The sequence below is a fragment of the Kitasatospora sp. NPDC101235 genome (genome assembly GCF_044767505.1).
Lineage (GTDB): Bacteria > Actinomycetota > Actinomycetes > Streptomycetales > Streptomycetaceae > Kitasatospora.
Genome location: NZ_JBIWNZ010000056.1, coordinates 1 through 24353 on the forward strand (window position 1 = coordinate 1; position 24353 = coordinate 24353).

At 71.7% G+C, this 24353-nt stretch carries 25 protein-coding genes; 10 read left to right on the forward strand and 15 right to left on the reverse strand.

Annotation, left to right across the window (positions count from 1 at the left end):
• The first annotated feature begins 331 nt into the window (after positions 1-331).
• The 5 genes from ACIRRH_RS42110 (at position 332) to ACIRRH_RS42130 (ending at position 4535) form a co-directional block, all read left to right on the forward strand.
• Positions 332-2371: a tyrosine-type recombinase/integrase gene (locus ACIRRH_RS42110; RefSeq protein ID WP_403078600.1), complete on the forward strand. Its 2040-nt coding sequence runs from the start codon at positions 332-334 to the stop codon at positions 2369-2371.
• A gap of 44 nt (positions 2372-2415) precedes the next feature.
• On the forward strand, positions 2416-2907 hold the full coding sequence (locus ACIRRH_RS42115) for a hypothetical protein (RefSeq protein ID WP_403078602.1): 492 nt from the start codon (positions 2416-2418) through the stop codon (positions 2905-2907).
• A gap of 32 nt (positions 2908-2939) precedes the next feature.
• Positions 2940-3077 carry a hypothetical protein gene (locus tag ACIRRH_RS42120; RefSeq protein ID WP_403078604.1) on the forward strand — a complete coding sequence of 46 codons (138 nt, stop codon included), beginning with the start codon at positions 2940-2942 and terminating at the stop codon, positions 3075-3077.
• Between the two features lie 169 nt (positions 3078-3246).
• Positions 3247-3606, forward strand: a complete 360-nt coding sequence (locus ACIRRH_RS42125) for a hypothetical protein (protein WP_403078605.1) — start codon at positions 3247-3249, stop codon at positions 3604-3606.
• A 458-nt stretch (positions 3607-4064) separates the two neighbouring features.
• Positions 4065-4535 carry a hypothetical protein gene (locus ACIRRH_RS42130; protein ID WP_403078606.1) on the forward strand — a complete coding sequence of 157 codons (471 nt, stop codon included), beginning with the start codon at positions 4065-4067 and terminating at the stop codon, positions 4533-4535.
• 141 nt (positions 4536-4676) lie between these two features.
• On the opposite strand, the gene ACIRRH_RS42135 is transcribed toward ACIRRH_RS42130, so the two are convergent.
• The gene (locus tag ACIRRH_RS42135; protein WP_403078608.1) at positions 4677-5288 is read right to left on the reverse strand and encodes a hypothetical protein; all 612 of its coding nucleotides are present in this window, start codon (positions 5286-5288) and stop codon (positions 4677-4679) included.
• Between the two features lie 299 nt (positions 5289-5587).
• Here ACIRRH_RS42135 and ACIRRH_RS42140 point away from each other — a divergent pair, with 299 nt between their 5' ends.
• Positions 5588-7168: a hypothetical protein gene (locus tag ACIRRH_RS42140; RefSeq protein ID WP_403078610.1), complete on the forward strand. Its 1581-nt coding sequence runs from the start codon at positions 5588-5590 to the stop codon at positions 7166-7168.
• A gap of 73 nt (positions 7169-7241) precedes the next feature.
• On the opposite strand, the gene ACIRRH_RS42145 is transcribed toward ACIRRH_RS42140, so the two are convergent.
• The 12 genes from ACIRRH_RS42145 to ACIRRH_RS42200 form a co-directional block, all read right to left on the reverse strand.
• On the reverse strand, positions 7242-7793 hold the full coding sequence (locus ACIRRH_RS42145) for a hypothetical protein (protein WP_403078611.1): 552 nt from the start codon (positions 7791-7793) through the stop codon (positions 7242-7244).
• Positions 7793-10315, reverse strand: a complete 2523-nt coding sequence (locus ACIRRH_RS42150; RefSeq protein ID WP_403078613.1) for a helix-turn-helix domain-containing protein — start codon at positions 10313-10315, stop codon at positions 7793-7795. Before ACIRRH_RS42150 ends, ACIRRH_RS42145 begins: the two co-directional genes overlap by 1 nt.
• A gap of 14 nt (positions 10316-10329) precedes the next feature.
• Positions 10330-10965: a hypothetical protein gene (locus tag ACIRRH_RS42155; protein WP_403078615.1), complete on the reverse strand. Its 636-nt coding sequence runs from the start codon at positions 10963-10965 to the stop codon at positions 10330-10332.
• A gap of 485 nt (positions 10966-11450) precedes the next feature.
• Positions 11451-11945, reverse strand: a complete 495-nt coding sequence (locus ACIRRH_RS42160; RefSeq protein WP_403078617.1) for a hypothetical protein — start codon at positions 11943-11945, stop codon at positions 11451-11453.
• 316 nt (positions 11946-12261) lie between these two features.
• Positions 12262-12648, reverse strand: coding sequence for an HIT family protein (locus ACIRRH_RS42165; protein ID WP_403078619.1), 387 nt, complete (start codon positions 12646-12648; stop codon positions 12262-12264).
• Positions 12649-12741: 93 nt separating this feature from the next.
• Positions 12742-13875 carry a methyltransferase domain-containing protein gene (locus tag ACIRRH_RS42170; protein ID WP_403078621.1) on the reverse strand — a complete coding sequence of 378 codons (1134 nt, stop codon included), beginning with the start codon at positions 13873-13875 and terminating at the stop codon, positions 12742-12744.
• Positions 13876-14093: 218 nt separating this feature from the next.
• The gene (locus ACIRRH_RS42175; protein ID WP_403078622.1) at positions 14094-14528 is read right to left on the reverse strand and encodes an ATP-binding protein; all 435 of its coding nucleotides are present in this window, start codon (positions 14526-14528) and stop codon (positions 14094-14096) included.
• A gap of 264 nt (positions 14529-14792) precedes the next feature.
• Positions 14793-15641, reverse strand: a complete 849-nt coding sequence (locus ACIRRH_RS42180; protein WP_403078624.1) for a helix-turn-helix domain-containing protein — start codon at positions 15639-15641, stop codon at positions 14793-14795.
• A 24-nt stretch (positions 15642-15665) separates the two neighbouring features.
• Complete coding sequence (locus ACIRRH_RS42185) at positions 15666-16190, reverse strand: DUF6879 family protein (protein WP_403078626.1); 525 nt, start codon at positions 16188-16190, stop codon at positions 15666-15668.
• On the reverse strand, positions 16165-16428 hold the full coding sequence (locus tag ACIRRH_RS42190; protein WP_403078628.1) for a hypothetical protein: 264 nt from the start codon (positions 16426-16428) through the stop codon (positions 16165-16167). The genes ACIRRH_RS42185 and ACIRRH_RS42190 overlap by 26 nt, the downstream gene beginning before the upstream one ends.
• 877 nt (positions 16429-17305) lie before the next feature.
• Positions 17306-17533 (reverse strand): hypothetical protein, encoded by a 228-nt coding sequence (locus ACIRRH_RS42195; RefSeq protein ID WP_403078629.1) that lies wholly within the window; start codon positions 17531-17533, stop codon positions 17306-17308.
• A 916-nt stretch (positions 17534-18449) separates the two neighbouring features.
• Positions 18450-18911 carry an isomerase gene (locus ACIRRH_RS42200; RefSeq protein ID WP_403078630.1) on the reverse strand — a complete coding sequence of 154 codons (462 nt, stop codon included), beginning with the start codon at positions 18909-18911 and terminating at the stop codon, positions 18450-18452.
• Positions 18912-19058: 147 nt separating this feature from the next.
• On the opposite strand from ACIRRH_RS42200, the gene ACIRRH_RS42205 reads away from it, so the two are divergent.
• Entirely contained in the window at positions 19059-19946 is an 888-nt protein-coding gene (locus ACIRRH_RS42205) for a helix-turn-helix domain-containing protein (RefSeq protein ID WP_403078632.1), read from the forward strand.
• A gap of 142 nt (positions 19947-20088) precedes the next feature.
• Here the strand turns inward: ACIRRH_RS42205 and ACIRRH_RS42210 are convergent, their stop codons facing one another.
• Complete coding sequence (locus ACIRRH_RS42210) at positions 20089-20277, reverse strand: hypothetical protein (protein WP_403078634.1); 189 nt, start codon at positions 20275-20277, stop codon at positions 20089-20091.
• A 64-nt stretch (positions 20278-20341) separates the two neighbouring features.
• Between ACIRRH_RS42210 and ACIRRH_RS42215 the strand changes: the two genes are divergently transcribed.
• Both ACIRRH_RS42215 and ACIRRH_RS42220 read left to right on the forward strand, forming a co-directional pair.
• Entirely contained in the window at positions 20342-20674 is a 333-nt protein-coding gene (locus ACIRRH_RS42215) for a helicase associated domain-containing protein (RefSeq protein ID WP_403078636.1), read from the forward strand.
• A 117-nt stretch (positions 20675-20791) separates the two neighbouring features.
• Positions 20792-21697 (forward strand): hypothetical protein, encoded by a 906-nt coding sequence (locus tag ACIRRH_RS42220; RefSeq protein WP_403078638.1) that lies wholly within the window; start codon positions 20792-20794, stop codon positions 21695-21697.
• Between the two features lie 710 nt (positions 21698-22407).
• Here ACIRRH_RS42220 and ACIRRH_RS42225 read toward each other — a convergent pair.
• Positions 22408-22791, reverse strand: a complete 384-nt coding sequence (locus ACIRRH_RS42225) for a hypothetical protein (protein WP_403078640.1) — start codon at positions 22789-22791, stop codon at positions 22408-22410.
• A 512-nt stretch (positions 22792-23303) separates the two neighbouring features.
• On the opposite strand from ACIRRH_RS42225, the gene ACIRRH_RS42230 reads away from it, so the two are divergent.
• Positions 23304-23690 carry a hypothetical protein gene (locus tag ACIRRH_RS42230; RefSeq protein WP_403078642.1) on the forward strand — a complete coding sequence of 129 codons (387 nt, stop codon included), beginning with the start codon at positions 23304-23306 and terminating at the stop codon, positions 23688-23690.
• The last annotated feature ends 663 nt before the right edge of the window (positions 23691-24353 follow it).

Below are 24353 nucleotides of genomic sequence, written 5' to 3' on the forward strand. Positions count from 1 at the left end.
TCTGCGGACGGCACGACGGTGGAGGTGTCGCGGTGACCGCACCACTGCTGGCCATCATCCCCGAGGACGGGGCCGGACGCTGGTCCTGGCCGATCTCCCCGCCCCGCGACAACGCCGCGCTGACAATGCGACCCGCCGAGGCCAGGGCCGTGGCCGACCTGGGCCTACGCAATTTGCGGCGACTGCAGTACCACGACCCGTCCGCACCAGGCTGGCGCGTGATCGCGCGGCTGCTGGGTCCGCTGGAGGCGGTCAACGCCGCACTGGACTCCCCGCCCACCCCGCACCGCCGACGGGCCATGCTCGACGTGATCGCGCTACTGCTGACGCGGTGCGCGGAGACGGCAGGACCTTCTGGGGCTGGACGGAGGAGGAATGGTTCCATCTGCTCGGCCGCACTCAGGCCGAGTTCCGCCGGCACGCGCCCGCCTGGGCCGGCGACGAGGTTCGCCCCTATCTCGCGGCGCATGCCTACCTGCTCGGTTCCTTCAACGAGTTCCACCGGCTCGGCAGCTTCCAGCGGCTCACCCTGGCCTGGCGGATCTTCGGACGCGACCGCGTCAACGGCGAGGTCGCAAGGCTTCGCGCGGTCCTGGTCACCTGGGGCTACCGGCTCGGCCGGGACGAGGACACCCTGCTGCCGATGGTGGCCTGCCAGCTGTTCCTGCTCAACCGCAGCCCGCATCTTGAAGACCTGGACACCGCACTGTTCGACCGGGTCCGCCGCGGCGGGCTGCTGGACGGCAGCCGGCTGAACACCCTGCACGCGATGCAGCGGGCGGTCGCCGAGTTCGGATTCTGTGATCCTCCACGTCCCGGCACCGGCCGCCACTCGGCCCTGGCCAGCGGCGGCGCGCCGATCTGGGAACAGTGGGCCGACCGCTGGCACGCAACCTCGACGCTGACCCCGCGCGTTCGCGGCGGCGTCCGCTCGAACCTGCTCAAGGTCGGCCGGTGGATCGCCGCCGAACAGCCCGACGCTGCCGATCCGGCCGACTGGACCCGGCAGACCTGCGCTTCGTGGATCGCCGCGCTGGACCGGATGAAGGTCGGCGACTACGTCCAGCGCACGATCGGGCTGGGCGACCGTCTCGGCAAGCCGCTGGAAGCGCCCAGCAAGGCCGGGCAGATCACCGCGCTGCGGACGTTCTTCCGAGACTGCCAGGAATGGGAGTGGCTGCCCCGCCGCTTCGACCCCGTTCGCGCGTTGGCGATCCCCCGCAGCATCACCGCCCTCCTCGGCCCCGACCCCAGGGTGATCGCCGACGAGGTCTGGGCGAAACTGCTGTGGGCGGGCCTGAACCTGGAACCCGCCGACCTCCCCCAGACCCGCTCCGGACACTTCTACCCCTTCGAACTGGTCCGCGCGGTCACACTGACCTGGCTGTTCTCCGGACAACGCAGCAACGAGATCGCCCGGCTGAAGGTCGGCTGCATCCGCTGGCAGCACGACGGGGCACCGATCGCCGGCGACTCGCAGCAGGTCCTGGCCCGCGACGCGGTCTGCCTGCTCGACGTCCCCACCCACAAGACCGGCACGGCCTTCACCAAGCCGGTCGACCCGATCCTCGGCCAGGCCGTCGACGCCTGGCAGGCCGCCCGCCCCGACCAGCCGAAGTTCACCGACCGTCGCACTGGCGAGCTGGTCGACCCGCTGTTCGCCGTCCGGGCCCGCCGCGTCTCCACGAGCTACATCAACAACACCGTCATCCCGATGCTCTGCCGCAAGGCCGGAGTCCCGGCCGCCGACGTCCGCGGCAACATCACCAGTCACCGCGCCCGGTCCACCATCGCCAGCCAGCTCTACAACGCCAAGGAACCGATGACCCTGTTCGAGCTGCAGGCCTGGCTCGGACACCGCTCCCCGCAATCCACCCAGTACTACGCGAAGATCACACCCAACACCCTGTCCAAGGCCTACTCCGAAGCCGGCTACTTCGAGCGCAACGTCCGCACCATCGAGGTCCTGGTCGACCGCGACGCCGTCGCCTCCGGCGCCGCCGCGGCCGGTGAGCCCTGGCAGCACTACGACCTCGGACACGGCTACTGCAGCTACACCTTCTTCGAGCAATGCCAGCACCGCATGGCCTGCGCACGCTGCGACTTCTACACCCCAAAGGAATCCACGCGATCCCAACTCATCGAAGCCAAAAGCAACTTGCAGAAAATGGCCGTGTCCATCCCGCTGACCGACGACGAGCAGGCAGCCGTCGAGGACGGCCAGACGGCGCTGGACCGGCTACTCGACTGCCTCGCCGACACACCCACTCCGGCCGGCCCGACACCACGCGAACTGGACATGCCGGTGACGGCCCGCCTTTTGCCGCTCGTCGACGTCCGACAGGGCGGGACAGGCTCCGCACCGCGCTGATATCGGAGTGCACACAGGCCCGGGAGAGTGTCACAGTCACTGCCGTGACCTTGATGAACGTGCTCGTCGACTTCGCCCGCACCGGCCGGATCGGGCCTCTTCACTGCGGAATGCCCCTGACCGAGGCCGAGGACCTCCTTGGTCCGGGGCGTCCGCACCCCGCCATCCGCATGAAGGGGCCAGACATCGACGGCTATCCGTACTCCTGGGGCGGACTCAAGTTGGACGTCACCCAGCGGGCGGTCAGCGGCATCTGGATCCACCTCCGGCCCGGCTCGACCGCGAAACTCCCCTCTCTCATCCTGCCCGAATCAGAGTCGTTCGAGGCCACCGTGCTCCACGAGGAACTGGTCACGGCCCTGGACACCGCAGGCTGTGAGCACCACGTCAACGACACTCTCACGTTCGGCAACCAGTCCAGCATCGTTACCCGGCCCTCTGACGTCTGCGCGGTCTTCAGTCTCCCAGGCCGAGACAACCACGTACCTCACCGAGACCGCCACTACCTCAGCGTGATGCACAAGCACACGGCTTGACATCGCTGATTCCACAGAATGATCCGGTTGACATGCCCTTCGACGACACCGGAGTTCCAGGGCAGGGTGAGACCGGCGATGACGGCATCACGGTCACGTTCGATGCCTGCGGCGAGGGTGTGGAGGCTGGGGAGGTCGTCTTGCCGGACGGCATCGAGCCACTGCGGTAGCCGTTCGCCCTGGCGCTCAGTGAGCATCTGGGCGAAGGACCGGACGTGACCGGTGAGAGCGCCGAGTTCGGGGCAGTGGGCCAGGACGGCCTTGAGCCGAAGGTGATCGATCTCCGGAGCCGTCGGTAATCAAGGGATTGCTTCCGGGACTTGGGCTCGTTGATGTGGTATGCGTCGTTTTGATGAGTTGATCGGTCCGCTGCGGGCGAAGTTCGAGGCGGTCGTGCCACACCTGGACGAGCGGCAGCGGCGGCTGCTGTACGGCGCGGAGGCCCGCCAGTTGGGGCACGGTGGGATCGCGGCCGTGGCCGAGGCTGCCGGCGTCTCGAAGGGCTGCGTCTCCCGCGGCCTGGCCGACCTGGAGGAGGACGCCGCCCCGGACGGTCGGATCCGCCGCGTCGGGGCCGGGCGCCCATCGGCCGCCTCGAAGGACCCCGGACTGCGGACCGATCAACTCATCAAAACGACGCATACCACATCAACGAGCCCAAGTCCCGGAAGCAATCCCTTGATTACCGACGGCTCCTGATCAGACTGTCGGGCGGCTCGGGAAGCGCCCTGCAGTGAAGTGGAACTCCGTGATGGTCGTGGGCCTGGGCATCCGGATCCTCCGTTGGGTCGCAGCGCGTCGCCGCTCACGTTAGTGCTCGCCCTGCCCCCAGTAGGCCACTTTGACAGGACACTTGGCAGGAGGCCCGTCAATACCGACGTGGGCGCCTCCCGCGAGAACGCCAACGCCACGTTGGAGGGCCCGGTCGCAGCCGGAACCCCGGAACCGCCATGATCAACGAACGACCTGCGGCCCGTCCGTCTCGTCGATCACGGCGAACCGCAGGTCGGAGCCCGAGGATCCGCCACCTTCACCGAAACCGGACAAACCCCCACAGGCATGACCCAGGCTGGCAGGACCCGTTTGGCGGGGCGCCTTGGCGGGGCGAAACTCACCGACCGTGTGTGACCTTGCTGGTGCTGGTGAGTTCACCGGTCATGACGAACGTGACCGTCCTGCCGGTGGTGGGCGAGCCAGCGGCCGAGGACGAGGACCATGAGCAGCGGGAGCGGCAGTACGCGGTGAACGTGTTGCTCGCCGAGGCGGGCGAGGTGGGCCGTGTGGCGGCTGGGTGGGTGCGCGAGCTGGCGGCCCGGCAGGCGCAGGAGCGGCATCGCACGGTGCTGGAGCGGGCCGCCGACGCCGTCGAGCGGGCCGCAGGCCGGGAGGTGGTTCCGGGCGGCGACGGGCAGCTGGATGAGGAGCTGGCGTACGACCTGGCGGCCTACGTCGTTACCGGCAATCCGTACGCCGAGGCGCTGCCGGAGCTGGCGATGGGCGAGCGGATCGCGCTGGTCGCGGTCTGCGCGCTGGCCGCGGCGATGCCCCGCACGGTGCTCGGCGACCTGGAGCGCGAGCTGCCCGCCCTGGCCGCCACGATGGACGCCGCCGTGACAGCTGTCCTCTGACACGGGATCTTGGCCGTTTTGAAGGCACTTTCGCGTTCCCGATCATGATGCGGGCATAGCCGCAAGTGAAACGCGCAGGATAGGGCACGTCCGATGACCTGCATCTGCCGCGAGACCGCGGTGGGCGGCGTCGCCGATGCGTCACGCGCGTTGCGGGCCGGGGCACTTCCTGGTGCGTTTCCTCGCCCAGCCGATCAGCACCGGAACCAGGAGGACGGCGAGGGCTGCGTCGACCCGGCCCAGCCACAGCTGCGTGGCCGCGCTCGGCAGTTTGCCCAGTTTCGGGGCGACCTGGCCGGACGGGTCGGTGGTGACGGTGACGATCGTGCCGACCCCTCCCGAACCGCCGTGGCCCTCAGCCGTCCCGTTGATCGGCGGGCCGTCCAGGGCCTCCAGGGTGTAGACCTGGTAGTCGGTGTTGTCCGCGTTGAACTTCGTCTGCACCTTGGTTATCCGGGCGTGCTGCTCCAGGCCGTGCTCGCGCAGCGCCCGGGTATCCAGCAGGGAGATGTGAACGTACAGCATGACCGTGGCGATGGCGCACAGCGCAGCGATCCACCCGTCGATGTCGTGGTCGCGCACCATCCGGGTGAGGTAGACGGCCATCACGACGAGCAGCACCAGCAGCGGGACGCCCTCCTGGACGTGGTTGCGGTGGGCGCCGTCCGCCAGCTTGCGGACGGCGAAGAACACCGCTCCCCCCAACAGCGCCGCCAGTGCCGCGTACCCGGCTGCCCGCCCCACCGTGCGCATCGTCCGCCTCCCCAGCTCTCCGCACACTCCGGATCCCACGATACGTGCGTCTGCACTGCCATCCGAGCCTTTTCCCCACCCGGCGAGGGGACGAGCGGACCGCGGTGGGTCGCGCGTGGCGAGGGCGCGCAGTCGGGCCCCGGTCGACCGGGGACCAGCAAGCCGCCCGGCCATCTCGACGGCCGCACTACCGGGGTTCTCCACGCATCAGGACGCGGTCCTCAAGTGGCGCTTCCCCTGCGCCTTCTCCATGGCCTTCTGGAGCTGTCCCCGGTCCGGGCGGATGGGTGCCAGCGGTCTTGGACGGTCGGGTCGGCCTACTCCTTCTCGGCGGTCTGGAGGAACAGCCGCTCGTCCCCGAGGACGTCCGCGCCGTCATCACCGCCCGCTCCCACGGCCTTCCCCTGCACCTCGACCTGGCCGTCGCCCGCTTCCTGGAGATCCGCCGCACCGGCCGCACCCCCGAGGCCGCCGACTTCGACCACACCTTCCCCGCCCTAATCGCCCGCACCCTGTCCGACCTCACCGAGGACGAGCGCCACGTCCTGCGCAGCGCCTCCCTGCTGGACGCCTTCGACCTCGACCTGGCCACCCAGGCCGCCGGCCTCTCCCACCAGGCCGCAGCCCGCCGCCTCGTCGAACGCCCGATGGTCAGCGAAGACCCCTACGCGATCTCGCCCTACCACCTGCACGGCGCCATCCGCACCGCGCTGCAAACCGGCGACACCGCCACGGCGGACCGCTGGACGGCGGCCGACTGGCATCAGGCCGCGGAACGGGCCCTGTCCGCGCTCGGCGAGCAGTGGCGCCAGGCCCCCACGGCCTCCGACGGCCAGGCCTGGCTGGTGGCGTGCCTGCGCCAGGGCCTGCGCCTGGCCCGCGACCACCACCTGGACGACCTCGCCTGGCTCACTGCCGCCGCCTTCGCCTACATCGACGACTCCGTGTGGGAGCCCATCGCCCCACCCGCCCCCGCCCAGGGCGGCGGCCAGGCCGCGGACACGCCCGCCGACGCCCTGGCCGAGCTGCTCACCGCCATCAGCCGCCGCCAGCACGAACACCGCGACCGGACCGCCCGCCGCCTGACCGCCGTCCTGGACAGCAACCTGCTGTCCGACGAGCTCGCCCAGCTCGCCTGGTACTACCGGGCCAAGGCCGACAAGGACCTCGGCCGTACTGCCGCCTCTCTCGAAGGGATGCGCCGCGTCGCCGCCGCCGGCGGCCGCCTCGCCCCGCAGGCCCAGCGCGGCATCGCCAGCCTCGCCCGCATCGCAGGTGACTTCCCCGCCGCGCTCGACGCCGCCTCCACGCTGACGTGGAAGAGCCGCCGCCACCGCGTGAGGGGAGACATCCTGTGGCCGCAGGGCGACTTCACCGCGGCCGCCCAGGCCCTGCGCGACGGGCGGGCCGAGGCCGAGCAGCACGACGCGCCCGGTGAGCGGGCCATCGCCCAGACCCGCCTGGCCCTGGTCACCGCGTTCACCGACCCCCGCCGCGCCGGCGAAGAGATCGACCTCGCCCGCCAGTACCTGGAGCCGCTCGACCAGCGCGCCACCGTCCTGCACCTCCAGGTCGCCGGCCTGGTCCGCGACGCCGGCACCGACGACCGCGACATCGCGCAGCGTGTCACCGTCCTGCGCCCCCAGATCGACGTCGCCGGCCTGCCCTGGCTCATCCCGCTGCTGGAGACCGCCCTCGCCTTCCACCACACCCTGCGCGGCACCGAGGACGATCTGACCGCCGCCATCGCCCGCGTGCGCGACGCCACCCCACGGCCGCGTGGCCTCGCCTTCCTCGACTGGGCCTACGTGGCTGGTCTGCTGCGCCTGTCCGGGCCCGGAATGCGGGGCAACGGCTCTCAACAGTGGGCCTGCCGCTGAAGGCCCAGCAGCCGAGGATCTCGCGGTCGACCAGAAGCATGATCTGCCCGCCACCCCACTCACATGTGGTGAGTCAGTTCAGGTCGACGTCGTTGGGGTCGAAGTCGAAGTCGTCCGGCCCGAACCCGCCGTAGCCGGCGCCGCCGTTGAAGTAGTCCGCGAGGGCCTGGCCGACGATCTGCCGAACCTCGTCCTCGTCCTCGGCCAAGGCCAAGGCGGCGGCCTGCTCGCCCGAGAGGTTCAGGTGGATGTCGCGGGCCCGGACGGCGTCCGAGCCCCTGATCTCGAAGCTGACGGCGCGGCCGACCCGGGCCCCGATCCCGGAGACGGTGCCGCGCTGGGCCAGCTGCTTGGCCTTGCGCTCCCGGCCGCGCTCGGTGGTCTGCACGTCGACGGCCTCGCGCTGGAGCTGGTCGACGTGCTGGGGCTTGGTGGGGTGGCGGGTGCCGTCGATCCAGCGCAGCACGGTGCGCGGGGCGACGCCGTAGGCGGTGGCCATGGCCTTGGTGTTCCCGCCGTACTTGCGCTCGCGCACATGGCCGGCCTGCGTGGTGGACTGCACCGGCGCCTTCCGGGAGGGGAACAGTGCCTCGCGCACCCGGCCGAACAGCCCCTTGCCCGCCATCAGTTCCCGCCTTCCTCATCGTCGTTGTCGGTACCGGCGGCCCCGCCGTCGGCACCCTGCTCCTGGTCGCTCGGGGTGCCGTCGGTGGTGTAGTGGTGGACCAGCTTGGAGGGGTGCTCCCGGCGCTCCATCGCCTCGACCACGGCGGTGAGCGGGATCGAGGCCTCGTGCTTGTGGCTGCCCGGTGCGATGCCCAGGCGCAGTGCGCCGGGGACGGGGGTGCCGTCGTCCTTGACCGGGAGCAGTTCCAGCGGGGAGGGGGCGTCGGTGGCGTACAGGTAGGAGTCCACGTTGACCGCGATCGGAGCGCGGCCGGTGAGCAGCAGGGTCTTGCGCAGGCGGCGGTGGGCGGCGATGCGGGCGGCGGCGATGACGTGGAAGCGCAGCGTGGGGTCGTAGGACCAGGACGCGGCGACCTTCTCCAGCCACGCCTGGTCGTCGAGGTGGCGGGCGGAGTCGGCCCATTTGCCGATGCCGCCCTTGTAGACGTTCTTGTAGGTGCCGGCGAGGACCAGGGCGTCCGCGCGGGCCGGGTCGGTGCCGGTGTCCTTGTGGACGGCGTAGGCGGCGAGGAACTCCGTCGGGCTCTGGCCGTCGACCAGGCCGAGGTCGGCGTAGGTGCGCTTGTAGCCTCCGCGGATGCGGCTGGTCCATTCCTTGAGCAGCGGGGCGGTATGGGCGGCCAGGTACGCCCGGGTGATGGTGGCCGGGTCGAAGCCGTAGGTGGTGGCCATGTAGGCGACCGTCACGGTGGCGTACCAGCCCGGGCCGGTCGGCGCCTGGCCGTGGAAGGTAGCCGGGTGCGGCAGCAGGGAATCGACCTCGATGCCGGTGAAGTCGCACCACCAGAGGCCGGCCGTCTTGCCGCCGTCCCAGGCCGGGTGCTCCACGTACCCGTAAGGGCCGATAGGCAGGCGCAAGGAGTCGGTGACGGACAGGTAGGAGGCGCAGACGTCGACCGCGACCGCCCACGGACGCCGGGCCTCCTCGTCGGTGAGCTCACGGGCCCACCACTTGTAGTCCTCCTCCTCGCACACCGCCTCGCCCTTGCTGAGAAGTTCGCGGGTGAGCGGGTGGCGGGCCCCGGCCGCCGGAGGCACACACAGGTCCCCCGAGGGCAGGGCGCCCTCGCGCAGGTGCGAGGACCACTCCCCCGTCGCCTGATCCTTGGTCCACTCCACGCGGGGTCGAACCGCGTCCAGGAGCAGCATCGCGGTGGAGGCGGTCGTGGCGCCGGGGGCAACTCCGAGGTCGCTGGTGAAGGCCCGGTAGCGGCGGGCCAGGATGAGGCCGTCCCTGGTGCCGTCGGGGGCGGTGGCCAGCGGGGCGGCGAGGGCGCTGGTGGCCTGCTGGCGGGAGTCGCCCTGGCCCAGCCACGGCGCCACCGTGACCCGGACCGAGGTCTTCGGGCCGCCGGCCGACCCGGCACGCCGGAAGACGTGGAAGGACGGGCCGATCTGGTCGCTGATCTCCATGCCCACCGTGGCGGCCGCCTTCGCCAACTTGGTGTGCAGTGCGTTCAGGGCCTTCTCGGTGGTCGGCAGCGCGGCGGGCAGGCCGAGCTGCGTGAGCGAGGCGGCGGTCAGGCAGACCATGCCGTCGCCGCCGCGTCCGGCCGGGTGTGCGCGCTCGACGCGCAGCGGCAGCCCGGTGCCCAGCCACGCGAACCAGTCGCCCAGCTTGGTCCCGGCCGGGGCCGGGATCTGCGGGACGTCCAGCACCCAGCCGCCGCCGTCGGCGACGTCCAGCGCGACCGCCGGCCACCAACGCGCGGCGGCCGTCGTGGTGGCCGGAGCGGGACGTGCCGGGGAGGGCCGACTCGCGCGGGCTGCCGCAGGACGCTGGCCGGGCCGTGCGACCGGGGCAGGCGGCGCGGCGGGCGCGGGCCGGGACGGCGCAGCAACAATGCGAGTGGGAGTGGGAGCAGCCGCGGGCGCGGTCGGGGCGATGGCGGCGGGAGCCGGAGCGGCCGGGGTGGGGGGCGGCTCCTCGGCCTGGGGAGCGGCGGGTGCAGGGGCCTGGGCGGCGGGGCGGCAGAACCCGCCCAGGTGCATCGGGCGGCCCTGCGCTCGGTAGACCGAGGGCTGGCCGCACTGCACGCACGGCGCCGCCTCGCCCATCACCAGCGAGCCGTCCGGGTTCTGGTCGAGCACCGGGACAAAGGGCGCCTCGGCGGCCTGCCGGGCGGGCGCCGGAGCGGCGAACGCCTGCGGCACGGCCGGGACCGGAGCGGCGGGCTGTGTGGGGGCGGGCTGTGTGGGGGCGGGCTGCTCGGGCGCGGGGAAGCGCTCCGCCAGGCCCGCGAGCAGCCGCGCGTAGGCCGGGGCGATATCCGGGCCCGGGACGGCGCTGCCGTCCTCCCAGCCCAACACCTGGGCCGAGTCCACCCGCAGAGCCGCGGCGATCTGCACGGGCGTCAGCCCCGCCGCCAGGCGCAACCGCTGCCGCTCCGCCGGGACCGGCAGGCCGGTGTTCACGGCCGCCAGCAGGGCGTCGACGGAGTTGAACAGGTCGTCGGACATCAGGGTCGGTCTCCTCAGCGTCCGTTGGGTCGGGTCGGGTCGAGGCGGGGGTCGCCGAACAAGGCGTCGAAGACCGGCTCGGTGACGCAGGCGATCAGGCCCTGCTCGGGGCGCAGGGTGTAGCCGGCGGTGCGTCCGAGGTCGGCCACCGCGATCGGGACCTGGCGGCGGTAGTAGAACTCGAGCTCCCGGCCGGCGAACTCGGTCGGTTCCACTACGCCCTGCGCGGGGTTGAACGGCAGGGTGAACGAGGGCAGGCCGGCCACGTCTTCCTCGGCGGCCAGGTGCAGCACGCCGTCGTCGGTGGTGCGGAACGCGACGGCCAGGTCCACGCCGCCGGCGCGGCGGTCCCGCGGCAGCCCGTGGCCCTCCAGCACCCGGCCCAGCTGCGAGGGCGCCATGGCGGCCGCGATGCCCAGGGCGCGCCGGTTGGAGTAGCTGTCGCTGGCGTCCGCGCGGGACATCGCCAGCTCCTTGACCACGGTCAGGTGCTGGGTGACCCGGCTGATGCAGGCCACCAGGGCGGTCAGGTCGTCGAAGGCGGAGGCCTGCGGCGGTTCCACTAGACGCTCGCCACGCAGGGCCGCGAGCAGCGCCCTGGCGAGGTCGTCGGGCACCTCAACCCGCTCACCACCGAAACTGACCCTCACCACAGACTCCTAAATAGTAGGACCTAACCAAATACTACACGTGTCTCCTCTGGAATCCCAAAAAGGAAAGGGGGCACGCAGCACCGCCGCGCGCCCGACTTCCCGGCCCAACGCGGCGCCAGCCTCCCGGTGGGCCGGGCACGCCTGGCAGCAGCACCGGACCGCCGACTGCTCCACGGCCGGGCGGTGGCGCAGCTTGCGGACGGCGGCCACGGCGTTCGTGGCGGCCGGGACGGTGGAGAGGACCGAGCCGAGGTTGCGGACCGCGTGGACGAGCTGGTCGGCCTGCGGGCCGGCCGGGTCGGTGACGGCCTCGGCGAGCAACCTCAGAACGGACTGAACGGGCGTCATGACGCCCCCCTTTCGGAAGAGGTGTGTTCCTTCACCCCTTCGAGGTGCGCAGAGTCCAACAGACAGGACCCGCGCGCAGGAACGTCTACGGCCTGGGGCGTACCGCCACTGTGCGGCACGGAATTTTGAGACCGTTAATGCACGTCGGCGGCGTTCGCGCCGGGAACCGCCGCTGCCCGCGCGGTCCCGAAGACCTCCGGCCGCCGACCGGGCGGGGTGCTGTCCCACTCCGCCAGGAGCGCGCGGAGCCGGTCGGCCACGTGCGGCGCCACGCCGCTGCGCTGCGCCGTGTACCGCAGGTACTCCTCGGCCCCCTGGAGCAGTCCGGAGCGCGGGTACAACATGGCCATGGCCTTGCGGGTGCCGTAGCCGATCACGTGACACCAGGAGTCTCCGTCTCCCCGGTCCGGGTCGTCCTCCTGCGCCGGGATGTGCCCCTCGACGAACTCCCCGTTGGGCTGCTCGCAGCTGCCCCAGCCCTTGCGCAGCGCGCAGTCCTGGCACGCCAGGACTCCCCGCATCGCCGGGTAGCGACGCTGCCACTCGGCATCCAGGGCCCAGACGTCATCGGCCAGAGCGATCGGCCTGCCGCACAGGCCGCACCCAATACGGAACGATGGGACGGGCACGGCACAACTCCTACCGATCGGCGCGGGGGCCGGACGGCCGGGCTGTGTACGGGCCCGGCCGCCCGAGGGCTTCACCGTGCGGCGACCGGCCCGTAGGGGGTGTTCGTGCCGGGCGGTGTGGAGCAGGCGCAGCCGCGCGCCCTGGTGGAGGCGCTCGGCGGGTCCAACGAGCGGGCGCCCGGTTGGCAACGGCGGGTCAGCCGGCCGCGGTGGCGCGGGCGGCGATGGCCTGGCGCAGCCGGTCGGCGAGATCCGCGCGCTCGGCGGGGGTGTAGGCGAGGACGCCGTTGCGGAAAGCGAGGGCCTCGAACTGCTGCTACTCGTAGGGGACACCGAGCGGGAGGCGGGCGATGTGCCAGTGCAGGTGGCTGTTGCCAGCCTGGGAGCCGAGGGAGAACAGGTAGGTGCGCTCGCCGCCGAGGACGTCTTCGGCGGCGAGGGCGACCAGCCGCACGGTGCGCATCATGGCGAGGTAGTCGTCCTCGGTGAGGTCGGTGACGACGTGCTCCAGGTGCTGCTTGGGCACGACCAGGAGCTTGCCGGGCAGGACGGGCCACTTGTCGAGGAAGGCCAAGTACTGCTCGTCTTCGTAGACGATCTCGTGGGCGTAGGCCGGGTCGCCGTCGACCAGGTGGCAGATGAAGCAGGGCCCGTGCTGGGCCTGCTCGCTGTAGGTGGCCAGGTCCATCGGCCGGCGTTCCATGCGCTTCCCCTTCTGCTGGCGCCCGCCGGGGCGGGCGGTGGTCGGTGACGGGTCCGGCGCCGCGAGGCGGGCTCGCGGCGCCGGACCTGCCGGTCAGATCGGCTGGGCTGGGTCGTCCAACCAGGCGTGCCAGCCGTCCGGGGTGACGGTGAGTCCGAGCCGGTCGACGCCGGGCTCGCCCACCTCGTGCCACCAGGTGAGGGTCCGCTCGAAGTCGCTCCAGAGCCGGCGGCCGCCGTACTGGCGGACCTGGTGCTCGTCCTCGCCGTCGCGGAACGTCGCGGCGGCCCAGGCCGGGACGGTCAGCGAGTAGAGCCACAGGGTGCGGGCGCCGTCCTCGTGCGGCTGGATCGCGTGGACGACGTCGCCAAGGCGCAGGCCGGCGGCGAGCGGGAACGGGTCGAACTTGCCGTGCGCGGGCAGCGCCGCGGTGGTGGCGCTCTCGGCGAGGGAGCCACCGTCGGCGGGGTTCTCGGGCCACCGCAGGCGCTGGGAGCGCATCTTCATGAACTCGACCGGCTGGAGGAACGGGCCGGACGCGGTGCCGTCGCCGGCCACGGTGAGGCGGACCAGGGCGTCGGCGTTGGAGTAGTGGGTGCCGAACGGCGCCAGGATCAGCCCGCCGGGGCGGGTCTGCTCGATCCAGGCCCACGGGATCTCCCGCAGCCCGTAGGTGGCGGTGATCCGGTCGTACGGGGCGCCGGGAGGGTGGCCGAGCGCGCCGTCCCCGCAGACGGTCTGCGGGCGGTAGCCGGCGGCGTGCAGTGCGGCGCGGGCCTGGGAGGACACGGCGGCGTCGATCTCGACTGTGGTCACGTTCGCGTCGCCGAGCCGGTGGGCGAGCAGGGCGGCGTTCCAGCCGGTGCCGGTGCCCTGCTCCAGCACCCGCATCCCCGGCTCGACCTGGAGGTCGTCCAGCATCGAGGCGACCAGCGACGGCATCGAGGCGGAGCTGGTCGGCACCGTGCCGGGCTCGACGCCCTGATGGGCGCCGTCGTCCCACTGCGTGACGATCGGGATGTCCGCGGCCGCGGCCGCCAGCCAGCCCGGCTCGTCCACAGTCCGGTCGACGGGTCGGCTTTCCTCGGTGGCCATGTCGTGCGCCCACACCAGGTCCGGCAGGAACAGCGAACGCGGAACGGCGTCGAAGGCCGGCACCCACGCGTCGGCGACGGGGAAGGACCGCCCCGGCACGGGGCGGCCCTCCTGCTCAGGTGCGAGCGTCACTTGCGGTGTCCCCCGTCTCCCGGCGGAGTCGTGCCGTCGGGAGACGGCGGGTCGGACGGCGGCGTCCACGGGGTGCCCGGGTGCCCGTCCCCCTCACCGCCACCGCCGCCGTGTCCTCCGTCGATGTCCATACCGACCTCCTTGTCGTCGTTGTGATGGTGTCCTCCCGGGGCCCGGGAGGAGTAGAGGGACGTCCCGGCGCACTGGAGCACTGGGGGCTATGCCGGGGCGGGAGAGCGGGTACGCAGGTCTGCGTGAATGGTTTTGCCGTACGGCTCGGGGGTCGCGCCCCAGTGGCCGCCGGTGAGGTGGTGAACCAGAGCCAGGCCCCTGCCCGACTCGGCGGCAGGACCGGCGTCGATCAGACAGGGCAGGACGCGGGAGCCGTCCCGAACGCTGATCCGCACGCACCGGTCGGTGGTCCGCTCGACCGCGACCGTCATGCGCCTGCGGCAGCCTGTCTTCACGGCGTTGACGACCAACTCGCTGACGATGAGTTCGCCGGCCTCGACCAGGTCCTCCAGCTCCCACCCGGGCAACGTAGTGCGCACCAGGCGCCGGGCCGCCGCGGCGGACTGCGGCTCGTAGGACAGCCGCGCCCTGACGGAGTCGCAGCCATGGGGCCGGGTATGGGTCTCGACGGCCGCAGTCACCGCGCACCACACGCCCGCCGGCGTTGCCGGGGCGCGGCCGTGGCCGGTGGTGTGGGGTGCGTGGCCATCGGCGGACTCCCGCTCTCTCGTCGGCGGTGACGGCTGCACGGACCCCGACACAGGGGGCGGGCCCACGCAGCGGCCCCAACTCGCGGCCCGCACCGCGGCGGAGTCCGGGTTTCCGGTCCGTCATTGCGGGCGACGGATCGACGGTAGGAAGTAGCCGGGCCGGCCCTCAACGCGTTTGCACGCGTTTGCAGGATTTCACCCCAGGGAGGCAACAGCCCGGGAGATCAGGGCCCGTGCCTGCGCGCCGTAGACGGCAAAACCCTTGAGCCGGTCGAACGCCTGGGCGTAGAGCGCGAGTTCGCTGGGCGTGGTGACGGTCACCTGGGCGGACAGCAGCTCCACCCCGGCTTCGGCGTCGTCGAAGATGTTGAACGTCTCCACCGGCCACATGGTGCGCTGGGCGGTGAACGGGATGACGCCGAGCGAGACGGCCGGCAGTGCCATGGCGGCCCGTAGGTGCTCCAGCTGCTCGGCCATCGTCTCGACGGTGCCGAGGCGGTAGTAGAGGACGGACTCCTCGATCAGGGTCGCGAAGCGGTGGTGGCCGGTGCGCACGACGCGGGAGCGGGCCAGGCGCGCCTTGACGGCGTCGGCGACGTCGTTGGGGGTGCGTCGGAAGTCGGCCACGGTGGCGAGCAGGGCGGTGGCGTACGCCTCGGTCTGCAGGACGCCCGGTACGACGCGGGAGGAGTAGGAGCGGAAGTGCCGGGTGCGTTCGTACAGGGGCGCGGCGGATTCCTGGAGGCGGCGCAGGCCGGTGCGGGTGAGGCGACGCCACTCGACGTACATGGAGTCCACGGCACGGTTGGCGGCGATCAGGTCCTCGGCCTGGTCGTCGGCGCCGCAGGCCCGGCACCAGGTGCGGATGTCGGCGTCCGAGGGCGCGGTGCGGGCGTTGATGACGCGGGAGGTCTTGGCGCCGTTCCACCCGCACCGGGCGGCCAGCTCCTGCCCCGTCAGGCCCGCATCCAGCATGACCTCGCGCAGCCGCGCGGCGACGGCCAGACGGGCTTCCTGGGCGCTGGAGGACGGGGAGGCGGGCATGGAGCTGGTCGTCCGGTCGGGGTGTCAGACGGTGTACTGCTCGTGCGGGACGGCGCGCTCCCAGACCGCCTCGAACGCGTCCGCGCAGAGCTTGGCAACAGCCGGGTCCTCGCACATCTCCGGGCCGCCGGAGGCCCCGTCGCCGGTGAAATGGTTGAAGCGGACGATCCTCCTGTCGAACAGCCAGAAGTCGTTCCCCGGCAGTGCGAGGTCGGAGGCCCGGCGGCGCGGCAGCCAGCGGACCTGCTCGCCGGCCGCGAGGTTGACCACGGTTCCGGCGTGCTCGTAGCGGATGTACTCGGTGACCGGCTCGGAGACGATCCGGGCGCGGCGCACCACGACGCCGCGGGCGACGGCGGCCCGGATCATCGACACCCAGCCTGACCAGCCCTCGCCCTCGGGATCGAGATCCGGGTGCACGCCGGTCCGCTGGAACTGCTCGAACTCCGCGGCCTCGCCGGCGATGCCGTAGGCGTCGCGCATCTCCAGGTGCACGGCGGAGTGCCGGGCGCCGGCCAGTAGCTCAGAGAAGACCGTCACGTTCGGCATCGTCGAGCGCCTTCCTGATGATCGCCGCCATGCGCAGCGGGATGCGGGTCACGTTCTCGTGGTCGGGAGTGCCGACGGAGTGGCCGGGTACCCACTCGGTCGTGCCGATCTCCGCCAGGAGCGCCTCGCCGGGCTTGAGGCCCTGGACGACGAGTTCCTTCTTCTCGTCGTCCACCCACACCATCGGGCTCTCGTCCTTGCCGGTGTTGGGGTCCACCCCGGCGAACCGTAGCGTCATGATGCCCTCCCGCGCCAAGTCGGTTGCGCAGTTTTGCACGACGCTCCACCCACAGGTGACGACACGTCAAGAGCGCGCGGGGGCGGCCGGGCGGCACACGCCGCACGACAGGGCCGAGGTCGGAAGCTCCGGCCTCGGGTCTGCGGCTCGGTCAGGCGGTGCGGATCTTGCCGTCGGCGATCAGGCCACGGATGCAGCCGGGCCAGTCCCGCTCCAGGGCCTACTGCATGAACCCACGGGCGCTCTCCCGGTCCTCCGGGGTCACCTTCTCGATCCGGCCGTCGGTGAAGTACATCGTCATCCCCTGGCGGCTGGCCGGCCTGCCGCCGGTCGGCATCCCAAACGAAATCTGTTGAGGTTGGCCGTTCCTCGGTGGGGTCGGCTGGTGGAAAGCGGTGACTGGTACGAGCCCTACCTCCTGGTCGACGGATTGTGGCCTCGCTCGATCAGTGGAAGCGATCCAGGCCGAACGGCGTGAGTTCCCAACCGTTGAGGAAGTCATCGTGGACCCGGACCGCGAGCAAGGCCGCGCTTGCCGATACTTGGTCCTCCGGGCTCGGCTCGGCCTGGGCGGTGCCAAGGTGAAAGGGCACAACAGGGGCCGCGCAATCGTCGGTGGCGTAGGTGAGGGTCTTGGGGCGGTGCGGATCCTGGGGGCCGAACGTGACCGACGGAGGCGGCCGGCTTCCTCGCCGCCGCCTTCCGCGTCCGCGACGATCTGCCGGCAGCCGGGAGCGCCGCACGGCGCGGCGTAGCCACCCGACCGGCCGCGGGGGCGGCCTGGCGGGGCGCAGCGACCGAAGCGACTGGCCTGGCCGGAACCGCTGGCGTCGGGACCTCCGGGGCGGTGGGCCCGGCCGGCGCAGCGGGCGGCAGGTCAGGAGCACGGGTCGGTGACTATGGTCTTGAGCTGCTCCAGGCTGAGCGCCGGGGTACCGGGTCGGGCCGTGTAGCCGTTCTCGCCGTTCCATTCGGAGATCGACACATGATGACCATCTGGGGAGTACACCTCGGCCGTCCAATGCAAGATCGGATCGGTCGCGGTCTTGCCGTTGCCGAAGCGGTTGGTGACCACGAGGGTCCCGTCGGGCAGTTTCTCGCGCACCTCTAGCGAGGCCAGCCTCGACGGATTTCTCCTCCTCTTTGCTTCGCGTCGACGCCGGCTCCACGCTCACCTGCACCATGCTGGTACGCCCGTCCAGTGCCACTGTGAGGTCTGGCCGGTTCGAACCGTCGGGAGTGGATGACGTGGCCCCGGCCGGTAGCAGGGGCACCAGCTTGGCGAGCAGCTCAGCCGTACTCAGGCCGAATGCGGGGGTCGGCGTGGACACTGCGGGGGTGTTGTTCAGGGGAGGCAGAGCCGCGAAGATCCGCTCCCAGGCCGGAGCGGTGAAAAACGCTGTGAGCTGTTCGGCGCTGAGCGGCGGGTTTTCCCGGTTCTTGGCGGCCGGTTCCCCGTTGTACTCGGTGACCGAAACCCGGCGTCCGTCGGGAGCGGCCCAGGTGGCGCGCCACTCCCGGCCACCGGGCGTGGTGTTGGTATAGGCCGTCAGGTCCGTGCTCTGGCACTGTCGCGTTCACCAGCCCGGCCACCCCGGGCAAGCCGATCGGCCGGATCGCCGACTGGACCGCCGAAGCCCCGCACCCGCTGCCCGGCGACCGCAACCAGTTCGCCGACGCCGCGAGCGGGAACCTTGGTGGGCCGTCCGTCACCTTGGTGACCGGGTGACCGCCGAAGCGCGGCTCACCTTGATGCCGCTCCCGGGCCCGGCCGTCAGGGCGTCGGGCACCCGGACGGCTTGGTGTCTGTGACCTACGGCATCAAGTCTGATGATCTTATGTGTTCCCTGGCTCGGGTACCACTGGCGGACCTTACGCATCTGGTCCGACGTCCACGCTGATCAGCAGCATGCGCAGGACCCACAGAGGAGATCTCAGTCGCCCGCACCTCACCATCTGGTTGGCCGCCCGCCACTTTCCCAGACAGCCAATCAGGCAGACCACCGACTGCTAAAGCCTAGTTAGTGATGCGCAGCCGGGTCGAAGCCCTCGGGGGCGCGGTCGAGGAAGGTGGTGACGGAGGCGATGCGGCCGTTCCCGTCCAGCACGAGCACGTCGGTGCCGGTGGCGAAGGAGCTGCCCGCGCTGTCTCCGTCCGGCTCGCCGGTGACGATCTCCCACTGAATCCGGGCGCGGTCGTGGTGGAAGCGGGGCCGGGCGCGGAGTTGGAGGGATGCGGTACCCATGTGGTCGAGGAACTGGTCGCGGAAGTCCATCAGCGCCTGGGTGCCGGTGAGTACTCCGATCTCGGCGTGGTACTCGACGCGGTCGGCGAAGGTCTCGGCGGCGAGGCTGCGCTGCTCGGCTTCGGTGTCGGCGTTCCAGAACCGCACATAACGGTCCAGGACGGCCTCCGTGCCGGACGCGTCGGTGCTCGGCGCGGGGTGTCCTGAGGTCTCGTCGGGTGCGATGGTCTCGGTCATGGCAGTGTCCCTTCGACTGGTCGAGCAGGGTTGTGAGTCCGGTACGAACGGCGTGCCGGCTCTTCGACTGTGCGGCGGCCGGGTGCGGAGTGTCGATGACTTCGGAGGTCATTGCCGTCGCTGCGGCGCGGCGGGCACCCTGGGCACATGACGACGACCACCGAGCCGGTCGGGAAGCTCGTACGGCGCTGGCGCGAGCGGCGGCGCCGTTCACAGCTCGACGTGTCGCTCGCCGCTGAGCTGTCCGCCCGGCACCTGAGCTGCATCGAGACGGGACGGGCGAATCCGAGCCGGGACATGATCCGGCGACTCTGCGACGAGCTCGACGTGCCGCTGCGGGAACGCAACGCCTTCTATCTGGCGGCGGGCTTCGCCCCGGTCCACCCGGAGCGGGCGTTCGCCGATCTGGGCGCGGCGCGGACGGCGGTGGAGGCCGTGCTGACCGGCCACGAGCCGAATCCCGCGCTCGCTGTGAACGTGCGTTGGGAGCTACTGGCGGCGAACCGGGCCATGGGGGTGTTTCTCGGCGGCGCGGACGTGTCGTTGGGCAGTGCGCCGTTCAACGTACTCCGCGCGACGCTGCACCCCGACGGCATGGCTAGCCGGATCCGGAACCTGGCGCAGTGGCGCGCGCACGTGCTGCGCCGGGTCCGCCGGCAGCTGGAGCGGACTTCGGCGGACGGTCTGGCCGAGTTGTTGGCGGAGCTGGAGAGCTATCCCGTCCCGGACGCCGACGCGGCGGGCCCCTTCGAGCCGGGTGGCCTTCGCGAGGCGGTGGACCCCGCGGATGTCCGTGAGCCGGCGGGTCGGACGGACAGGGCCGTGCGCGCGGACGATCTGGTCATGCCGCTGAGGCTGTCCACCGAGCACGGCGAGCTGTCCCTGCTCTACACCACGACGGTGTTCGGGTCACCGCGCGACGTGACCCTCGACGAGATCGCCGTCGAGACCTTCTTTCCGGCCGATCCGTGCACGGCGGCGATCCTCCGCGCGACGCTGCCCCCGCCCACACCGGACGGGCCAGCCGCTCCCTGACGGGTCAGGCCGTGTTCTCGAAGTCTGGTCTTCCTGGTTGGCCCTCCGGGGAAGTGACGGATGGCCGTTCAGGTCGTGAGGTCGCGGACCCCTTGCCCCACGCCGGGTCATCACGATGCGGGACGTGGAACGGAGTCGACTTCTAAAACACGGACCAGCTGCGCCGTCTCATGAGGTTGGTGCCGCCGGGCACCGGAATGCCGAGCCGCGGGTGGACCGCCAGACGCTCGACGAGCTTCTCGCCAGCGTCCAGCTCGCCGGGGCGCAGCAGGGCACCCTGCCCGCCCCGGTACGCGCGCAGGCTCTGGCGTGGAAGACGCGCGTACGTCACCGCCCGACAGTGGTGGCTGGAGTCTGACGGACGGGTCGACTGGGCGCAGCTGACCGAGGAGACGGTGTTCGAGGGTGAGGAGCTCGGGCGTTGGGTGCAGGCGCAGCGGGCTGGCTGGTCCGGTCTGGAGGCCGACAGGCAGGATCTTCTCGCCGCGATCGGCATACCGCCGGCTGCCCCGACCGGCAGCTGCGACGAGCTGGCGTACGACCTGGCGGCCGACGTCGTCACCGGCAGCGCGGTCGCCGAGGGACTGCCGGAACTGTCGATGGGCGAGCGGATCACGCTGGTCGCCACGATGGACGCCTCCGTCCAGGACGGCGGCGCAGCGGGCGAGCAGGCCCGGGCGGCGGGCCGGGTCCAGCAAGCAGGCCAGGCCCGCCGGGCTATCCGGTGAAGTTGTCTGGCCGTCCTGGTGGTCGAGGCGCGGACGCCGCCGCTCCGGCCGCCTCGATCGTCCGCGTTCGGGGTATGTACGCAGCGACACTGATTCGCTCGATGTTGAGGAGCCCGGATGGATGATTTATCGCCCAAGGACGGCAAGACGCACAAGCAACTTGTGTCCCACCTCGCGCTGCTGACGTCGGCCGTTCTGGTGGTGCTTCTGCTGATGGTCCGTAGCTGGTTCGCGGGCCAGAACATGATCGGCAGCGCGATGCTGTTCTTGGCTGTCGCCGTGTGGGTCTGCGCGTTAGCCGTCCTGCGCCTGATGGGGCGCGCTGGGAGCGGCAAGGCCCGTGGTGCTGCTGCGCCCGCCGTTCACGCGCCGGTCCTGGCTCAGGGAACCATCGGCCCGAGCCTCACCCGGCCGTTGCAGGGGTGGCGTGGGAAGCTCCGTCCCGGGCTCGACAGTCTTGTGGTGCTGGTGGTGGTGGCGGCGATTGCGCTGGTCGCCGACCGCCCGTGGAATGCGCCGTGGTGGCCTGGGCGGCATGAGGCTTCGCAGCTGCCCCAGGCGTGTACGGCCGGGGCTGCGGCAGCGGCGCATCTGACGCCGAACGCGGCTGCCAACGGGAGCGGACGCTTCGACGCCGGCTACGGTTCCGGCTCACGGTGCGTCTGGCGCGATCAGGAGAACGGCACCACTCTCGTGATCGACTACGTGCTGGGCAAGTGGGACGGCACATTCGGCTCCGATGCCACCACGAACGCGCGCAAGCAGCAGGCGCTGAACATACGCGATGCCCACCATCCCGGGTCACGCTCCGACACGATCACCGGCTTCGGCGACGAAGCCCGCCGCGTGTGGCAGCCCGGCGGCGCCGTGTACGTCCTCGTTCGGCGCGCCAACGTGGCACTCAGCGTGTCGTACTCACCGGCGCCCAGCCTCGATCAGAACACGGACCAGGTGGACGCGGTCAGCCTGCCCGCCACTGAACAGGTCGCCCGGGACGCCCTCACGCCCGTACGACTTGACTAGCGACTGTCGTCAAAGCGATCTCGGATTGTGGATCACGGAACGGTGATACGTCGGCCTACCGAGAACTCGCCGACGGGCCGCAGGGCAAGCCACCGCCGAGCAGAGCCGGGAAGCGGCCTCCGGCCCCGACCACGGGCCGGCGGGCAGGGCGCGGCGCGGGGGTGCCTGGCGTTTGTCGGTGCGGGGTGGGGCGTCGTGGGTGGTGGTGCCGGTGACGGCAGTGATGATCAGCTCGTTGACGAGCATGGCGTGCGGGGCGCCGGTGGCTCCGGCGCCGCCGCCGGGCGCAGCCGGGGGAGGAGCCGGCGGTGGCGGGGGTGGGGTGCGGGCGGCGGGGAGGTGCTGCCGGATGGCGGCGGCCAGGCCGGCGGCGGTCTCCCGGAAGAGCGGGGCGGCGTAGGGCTGTGCTGGGCGAGGTGGAACGCGTTTTCCAGGACGGCGGCGGGGGTGCGGACGTGGCGCAGCGCGGCGATGGGGGGGCGGCGGCTTGCTCGGCGGGCCCTGGGGCGGGCTGTAAGGCGTCCGGGCGTGCCGGGGGTACCGGTCCCCAGCACGCCGGTGCGCGCCACCGGTCCAGCGGCTTCGGTCTGGGCAGGGTCGTGGCCTGCCGGCGACGCGACCGCTACCCGCCCGACGGCTCACGCTGCCTCCGGGAGGAATCGCGGGGCCTCGGTCCCGGGGTTCCTCCCTGTCGGCCGGTCCGTCGTGGGTTAGCTGTAGTGGGCGAACACCCGGTCCCTCTCCGTCTCCCAGCTCCAACCCGGTTCGTCCCCGCGCCGGAACGGTGTGGTCTTGGCGAGCACCTCGAACTGTGCGGATGGCCGTTGGCTCTGCTTGTTCACCACGATGGCGGTCAGGATGACCGGAACGCCCCTGTCGGCTTCAACCCGGCACGCGGCCTCCAGGAGGTTGCTCATCAACGTGCCCCGGGGCGGGACGGAAAAGCCTGCGTCTCTCAGCGATTCGCTCAGTGTGCCGTAGTAGTCGGTCCGGCCTTCGGTTGCCCAGCCTTTGATGATTTCGACCATGCTGTCCCGGGCCGCGCACCAGGCGTCGGAGCCGTGCTTCAGCCGGGGGAATTGAGTGTCAGTCATCCTGGTATGGCAGCACAGGAACGGTGCGGGGCGGAAGGGCGTCGGCCGTCCAGCACGCGCTGGGCGCCACCAGGAAAAACAGCCCCGCAGGGTGGAGACCCCCGCCGTCCGGACCGTCATCCGAACCGCACCCGCCCAACCCAGAACCCAGGGCAGAGGGACAGACAGAAGGGGGTCCTCGGATTTACCGGCATCCAGGAAACCGCTTCTGAGCTGCGGAAACGCTCGGCGACGGGCAGAGGCGGCGGGGTACCTTCGGTGGTGGCTGCGGTGCCTACGGTGGCGTGCTCGGTGGCGCCTGCGGTGGTACCTACGTGCGATCGGCACGGCGGGAGCCGCGGTCGGCCGACCTGCGCCGCCGGTTTGGCGGCCGGGGTGACGAATCCGGGGACGGCGGCGTTTGACCGGGAGTGAGCAGCACTTCCTCGTCTCGCGCGCGGCGCGGCCTGGGGCTGGGGCCGGGCGCTGACCGGGTCCTGGCCGCCGCGGGTGTCCGGTCTCCGCGGTCCCCGTTGCCGTGGGCCCGGGAGTCGGTCGACGCCGATCTCCAGGGCGTGCTGGCGGGCCATCGGCGGCTGGTGGCTGCGCGGTGGGAGGAGGCGTTTGAGGATCTGGACGAGGACGTCCTCGGGGAGGCCGCGCAGGAGGCCCGCCGGGACGGGCAGGGCGCGGGTCGGGCCGTCGACGTCCTGGTGCGGGGTCTGATCCGGCAGCTGGAGGAGTGGAAGCAGGCCGACACCGGGCTGGAGGAGTCGTTGGCGGCGGCGGCGTTGGGGAGGCCGCTGCCGGTGTGGGCGGCCGACGCCCTGGCCGCCGAGCAGGGGCGGCTGTGGGGCGCGCGGCAGGCGTTGCTGGAGGCCGTCGCCCGCCATCACCACGGCGGGCCCGCACCCTGGTGACCCGGCGGCGGCCGCGTACCTTGGTGACCGGCAGGAGCGCGCTACCAATGCTTTGACCTGCGAGAACGCCGCTACCTTGATGGCTCACCAAGGCTTCTGGGCCCGGCCGCGGGCGGGCATCAAGGTACCGAGCGGGAACCTTGGTGGACCGTCCCACCTTGGTGACCGGGTGACCGCCGAAGCGCGGCTCACCTTGATGCCGCTCCCGGGCCCGGCCGCCAGGGCGCCGGGCACCCGGACGGCTTGGTGGCTGTGACCTGGGGGCCGGGAGCGGCAGGTGCAGCGGGTACAGCAGTACGGCGATGACGTCGGCCGACGCCGTAGTACGCCAGGCCCCGGACGGTGCAGCACGACCCGCTGCACCGTGCTTCGTGCTGCGTGCTGCACCACCGAGGGCGCAGCGGCGTCCGGGCGGGAAAACTTGCTCCACCTCAGGGACAACCAGGCCCGGCAGGCCGGACTGCCCAGGACAACCTCCAGCAGCAGCGCCAGGACAAGGGGGTGCTGCACCCGCTTGTCCTGGCCGCGAGTTGATGTGCAGTGTCGGCGCTGGATGCGTAACCGATGCGCAGAATCCGAGGCCTCGATGCGCAGCGGCTCCGGAGTGTCGTCACTACGTCGCGGGACCGGACCGCGAAAGCCGGCAGTGCCTGTCGCGAGTCT

Bases quoted from the DNA above. Each gene is read 5' to 3' on its own strand.
- ACIRRH_RS42185 (WP_403078626.1), bottom strand. From the start codon at position 16,190: ATGCCGAACGTGACGGTCTTCTCTGAGCTACTGGCCGGCGCCCGGCAC.
- ACIRRH_RS42220 (WP_403078638.1), top strand. From the start codon at position 20,792: ATGGATGATTTATCGCCCAAGGACGGCAAGACGCACAAGCAACTTGTG.
- ACIRRH_RS42180 (WP_403078624.1), bottom strand. From the start codon at position 15,641: ATGCCCGCCTCCCCGTCCTCCAGCGCCCAGGAAGCCCGTCTGGCCGTC.
- ACIRRH_RS42165 (WP_403078619.1), bottom strand. From the start codon at position 12,648: ATGGAACGCCGGCCGATGGACCTGGCCACCTACAGCGAGCAGGCCCAG.
- ACIRRH_RS42125 (WP_403078605.1), top strand. From the start codon at position 3,247: ATGCGTCGTTTTGATGAGTTGATCGGTCCGCTGCGGGCGAAGTTCGAG.
- ACIRRH_RS42200 (WP_403078630.1), bottom strand. From the start codon at position 18,911: ATGACCGAGACCATCGCACCCGACGAGACCTCAGGACACCCCGCGCCG.
- ACIRRH_RS42120 (WP_403078604.1), top strand. From the start codon at position 2,940: ATGCCCTTCGACGACACCGGAGTTCCAGGGCAGGGTGAGACCGGCGAT.
- ACIRRH_RS42150 (WP_403078613.1), bottom strand. From the start codon at position 10,315: ATGTCCGACGACCTGTTCAACTCCGTCGACGCCCTGCTGGCGGCCGTG.
- ACIRRH_RS42130 (WP_403078606.1), top strand. From the start codon at position 4,065: ATGACGAACGTGACCGTCCTGCCGGTGGTGGGCGAGCCAGCGGCCGAG.
- ACIRRH_RS42145 (WP_403078611.1), bottom strand. From the start codon at position 7,793: ATGGCGGGCAAGGGGCTGTTCGGCCGGGTGCGCGAGGCACTGTTCCCC.
- ACIRRH_RS42225 (WP_403078640.1), bottom strand. From the start codon at position 22,791: ATGACTGACACTCAATTCCCCCGGCTGAAGCACGGCTCCGACGCCTGG.
- ACIRRH_RS42135 (WP_403078608.1), bottom strand. From the start codon at position 5,288: ATGCGCACGGTGGGGCGGGCAGCCGGGTACGCGGCACTGGCGGCGCTG.
- ACIRRH_RS42190 (WP_403078628.1), bottom strand. From the start codon at position 16,428: ATGACGCTACGGTTCGCCGGGGTGGACCCCAACACCGGCAAGGACGAG.
- ACIRRH_RS42205 (WP_403078632.1), top strand. From the start codon at position 19,059: ATGACGACGACCACCGAGCCGGTCGGGAAGCTCGTACGGCGCTGGCGC.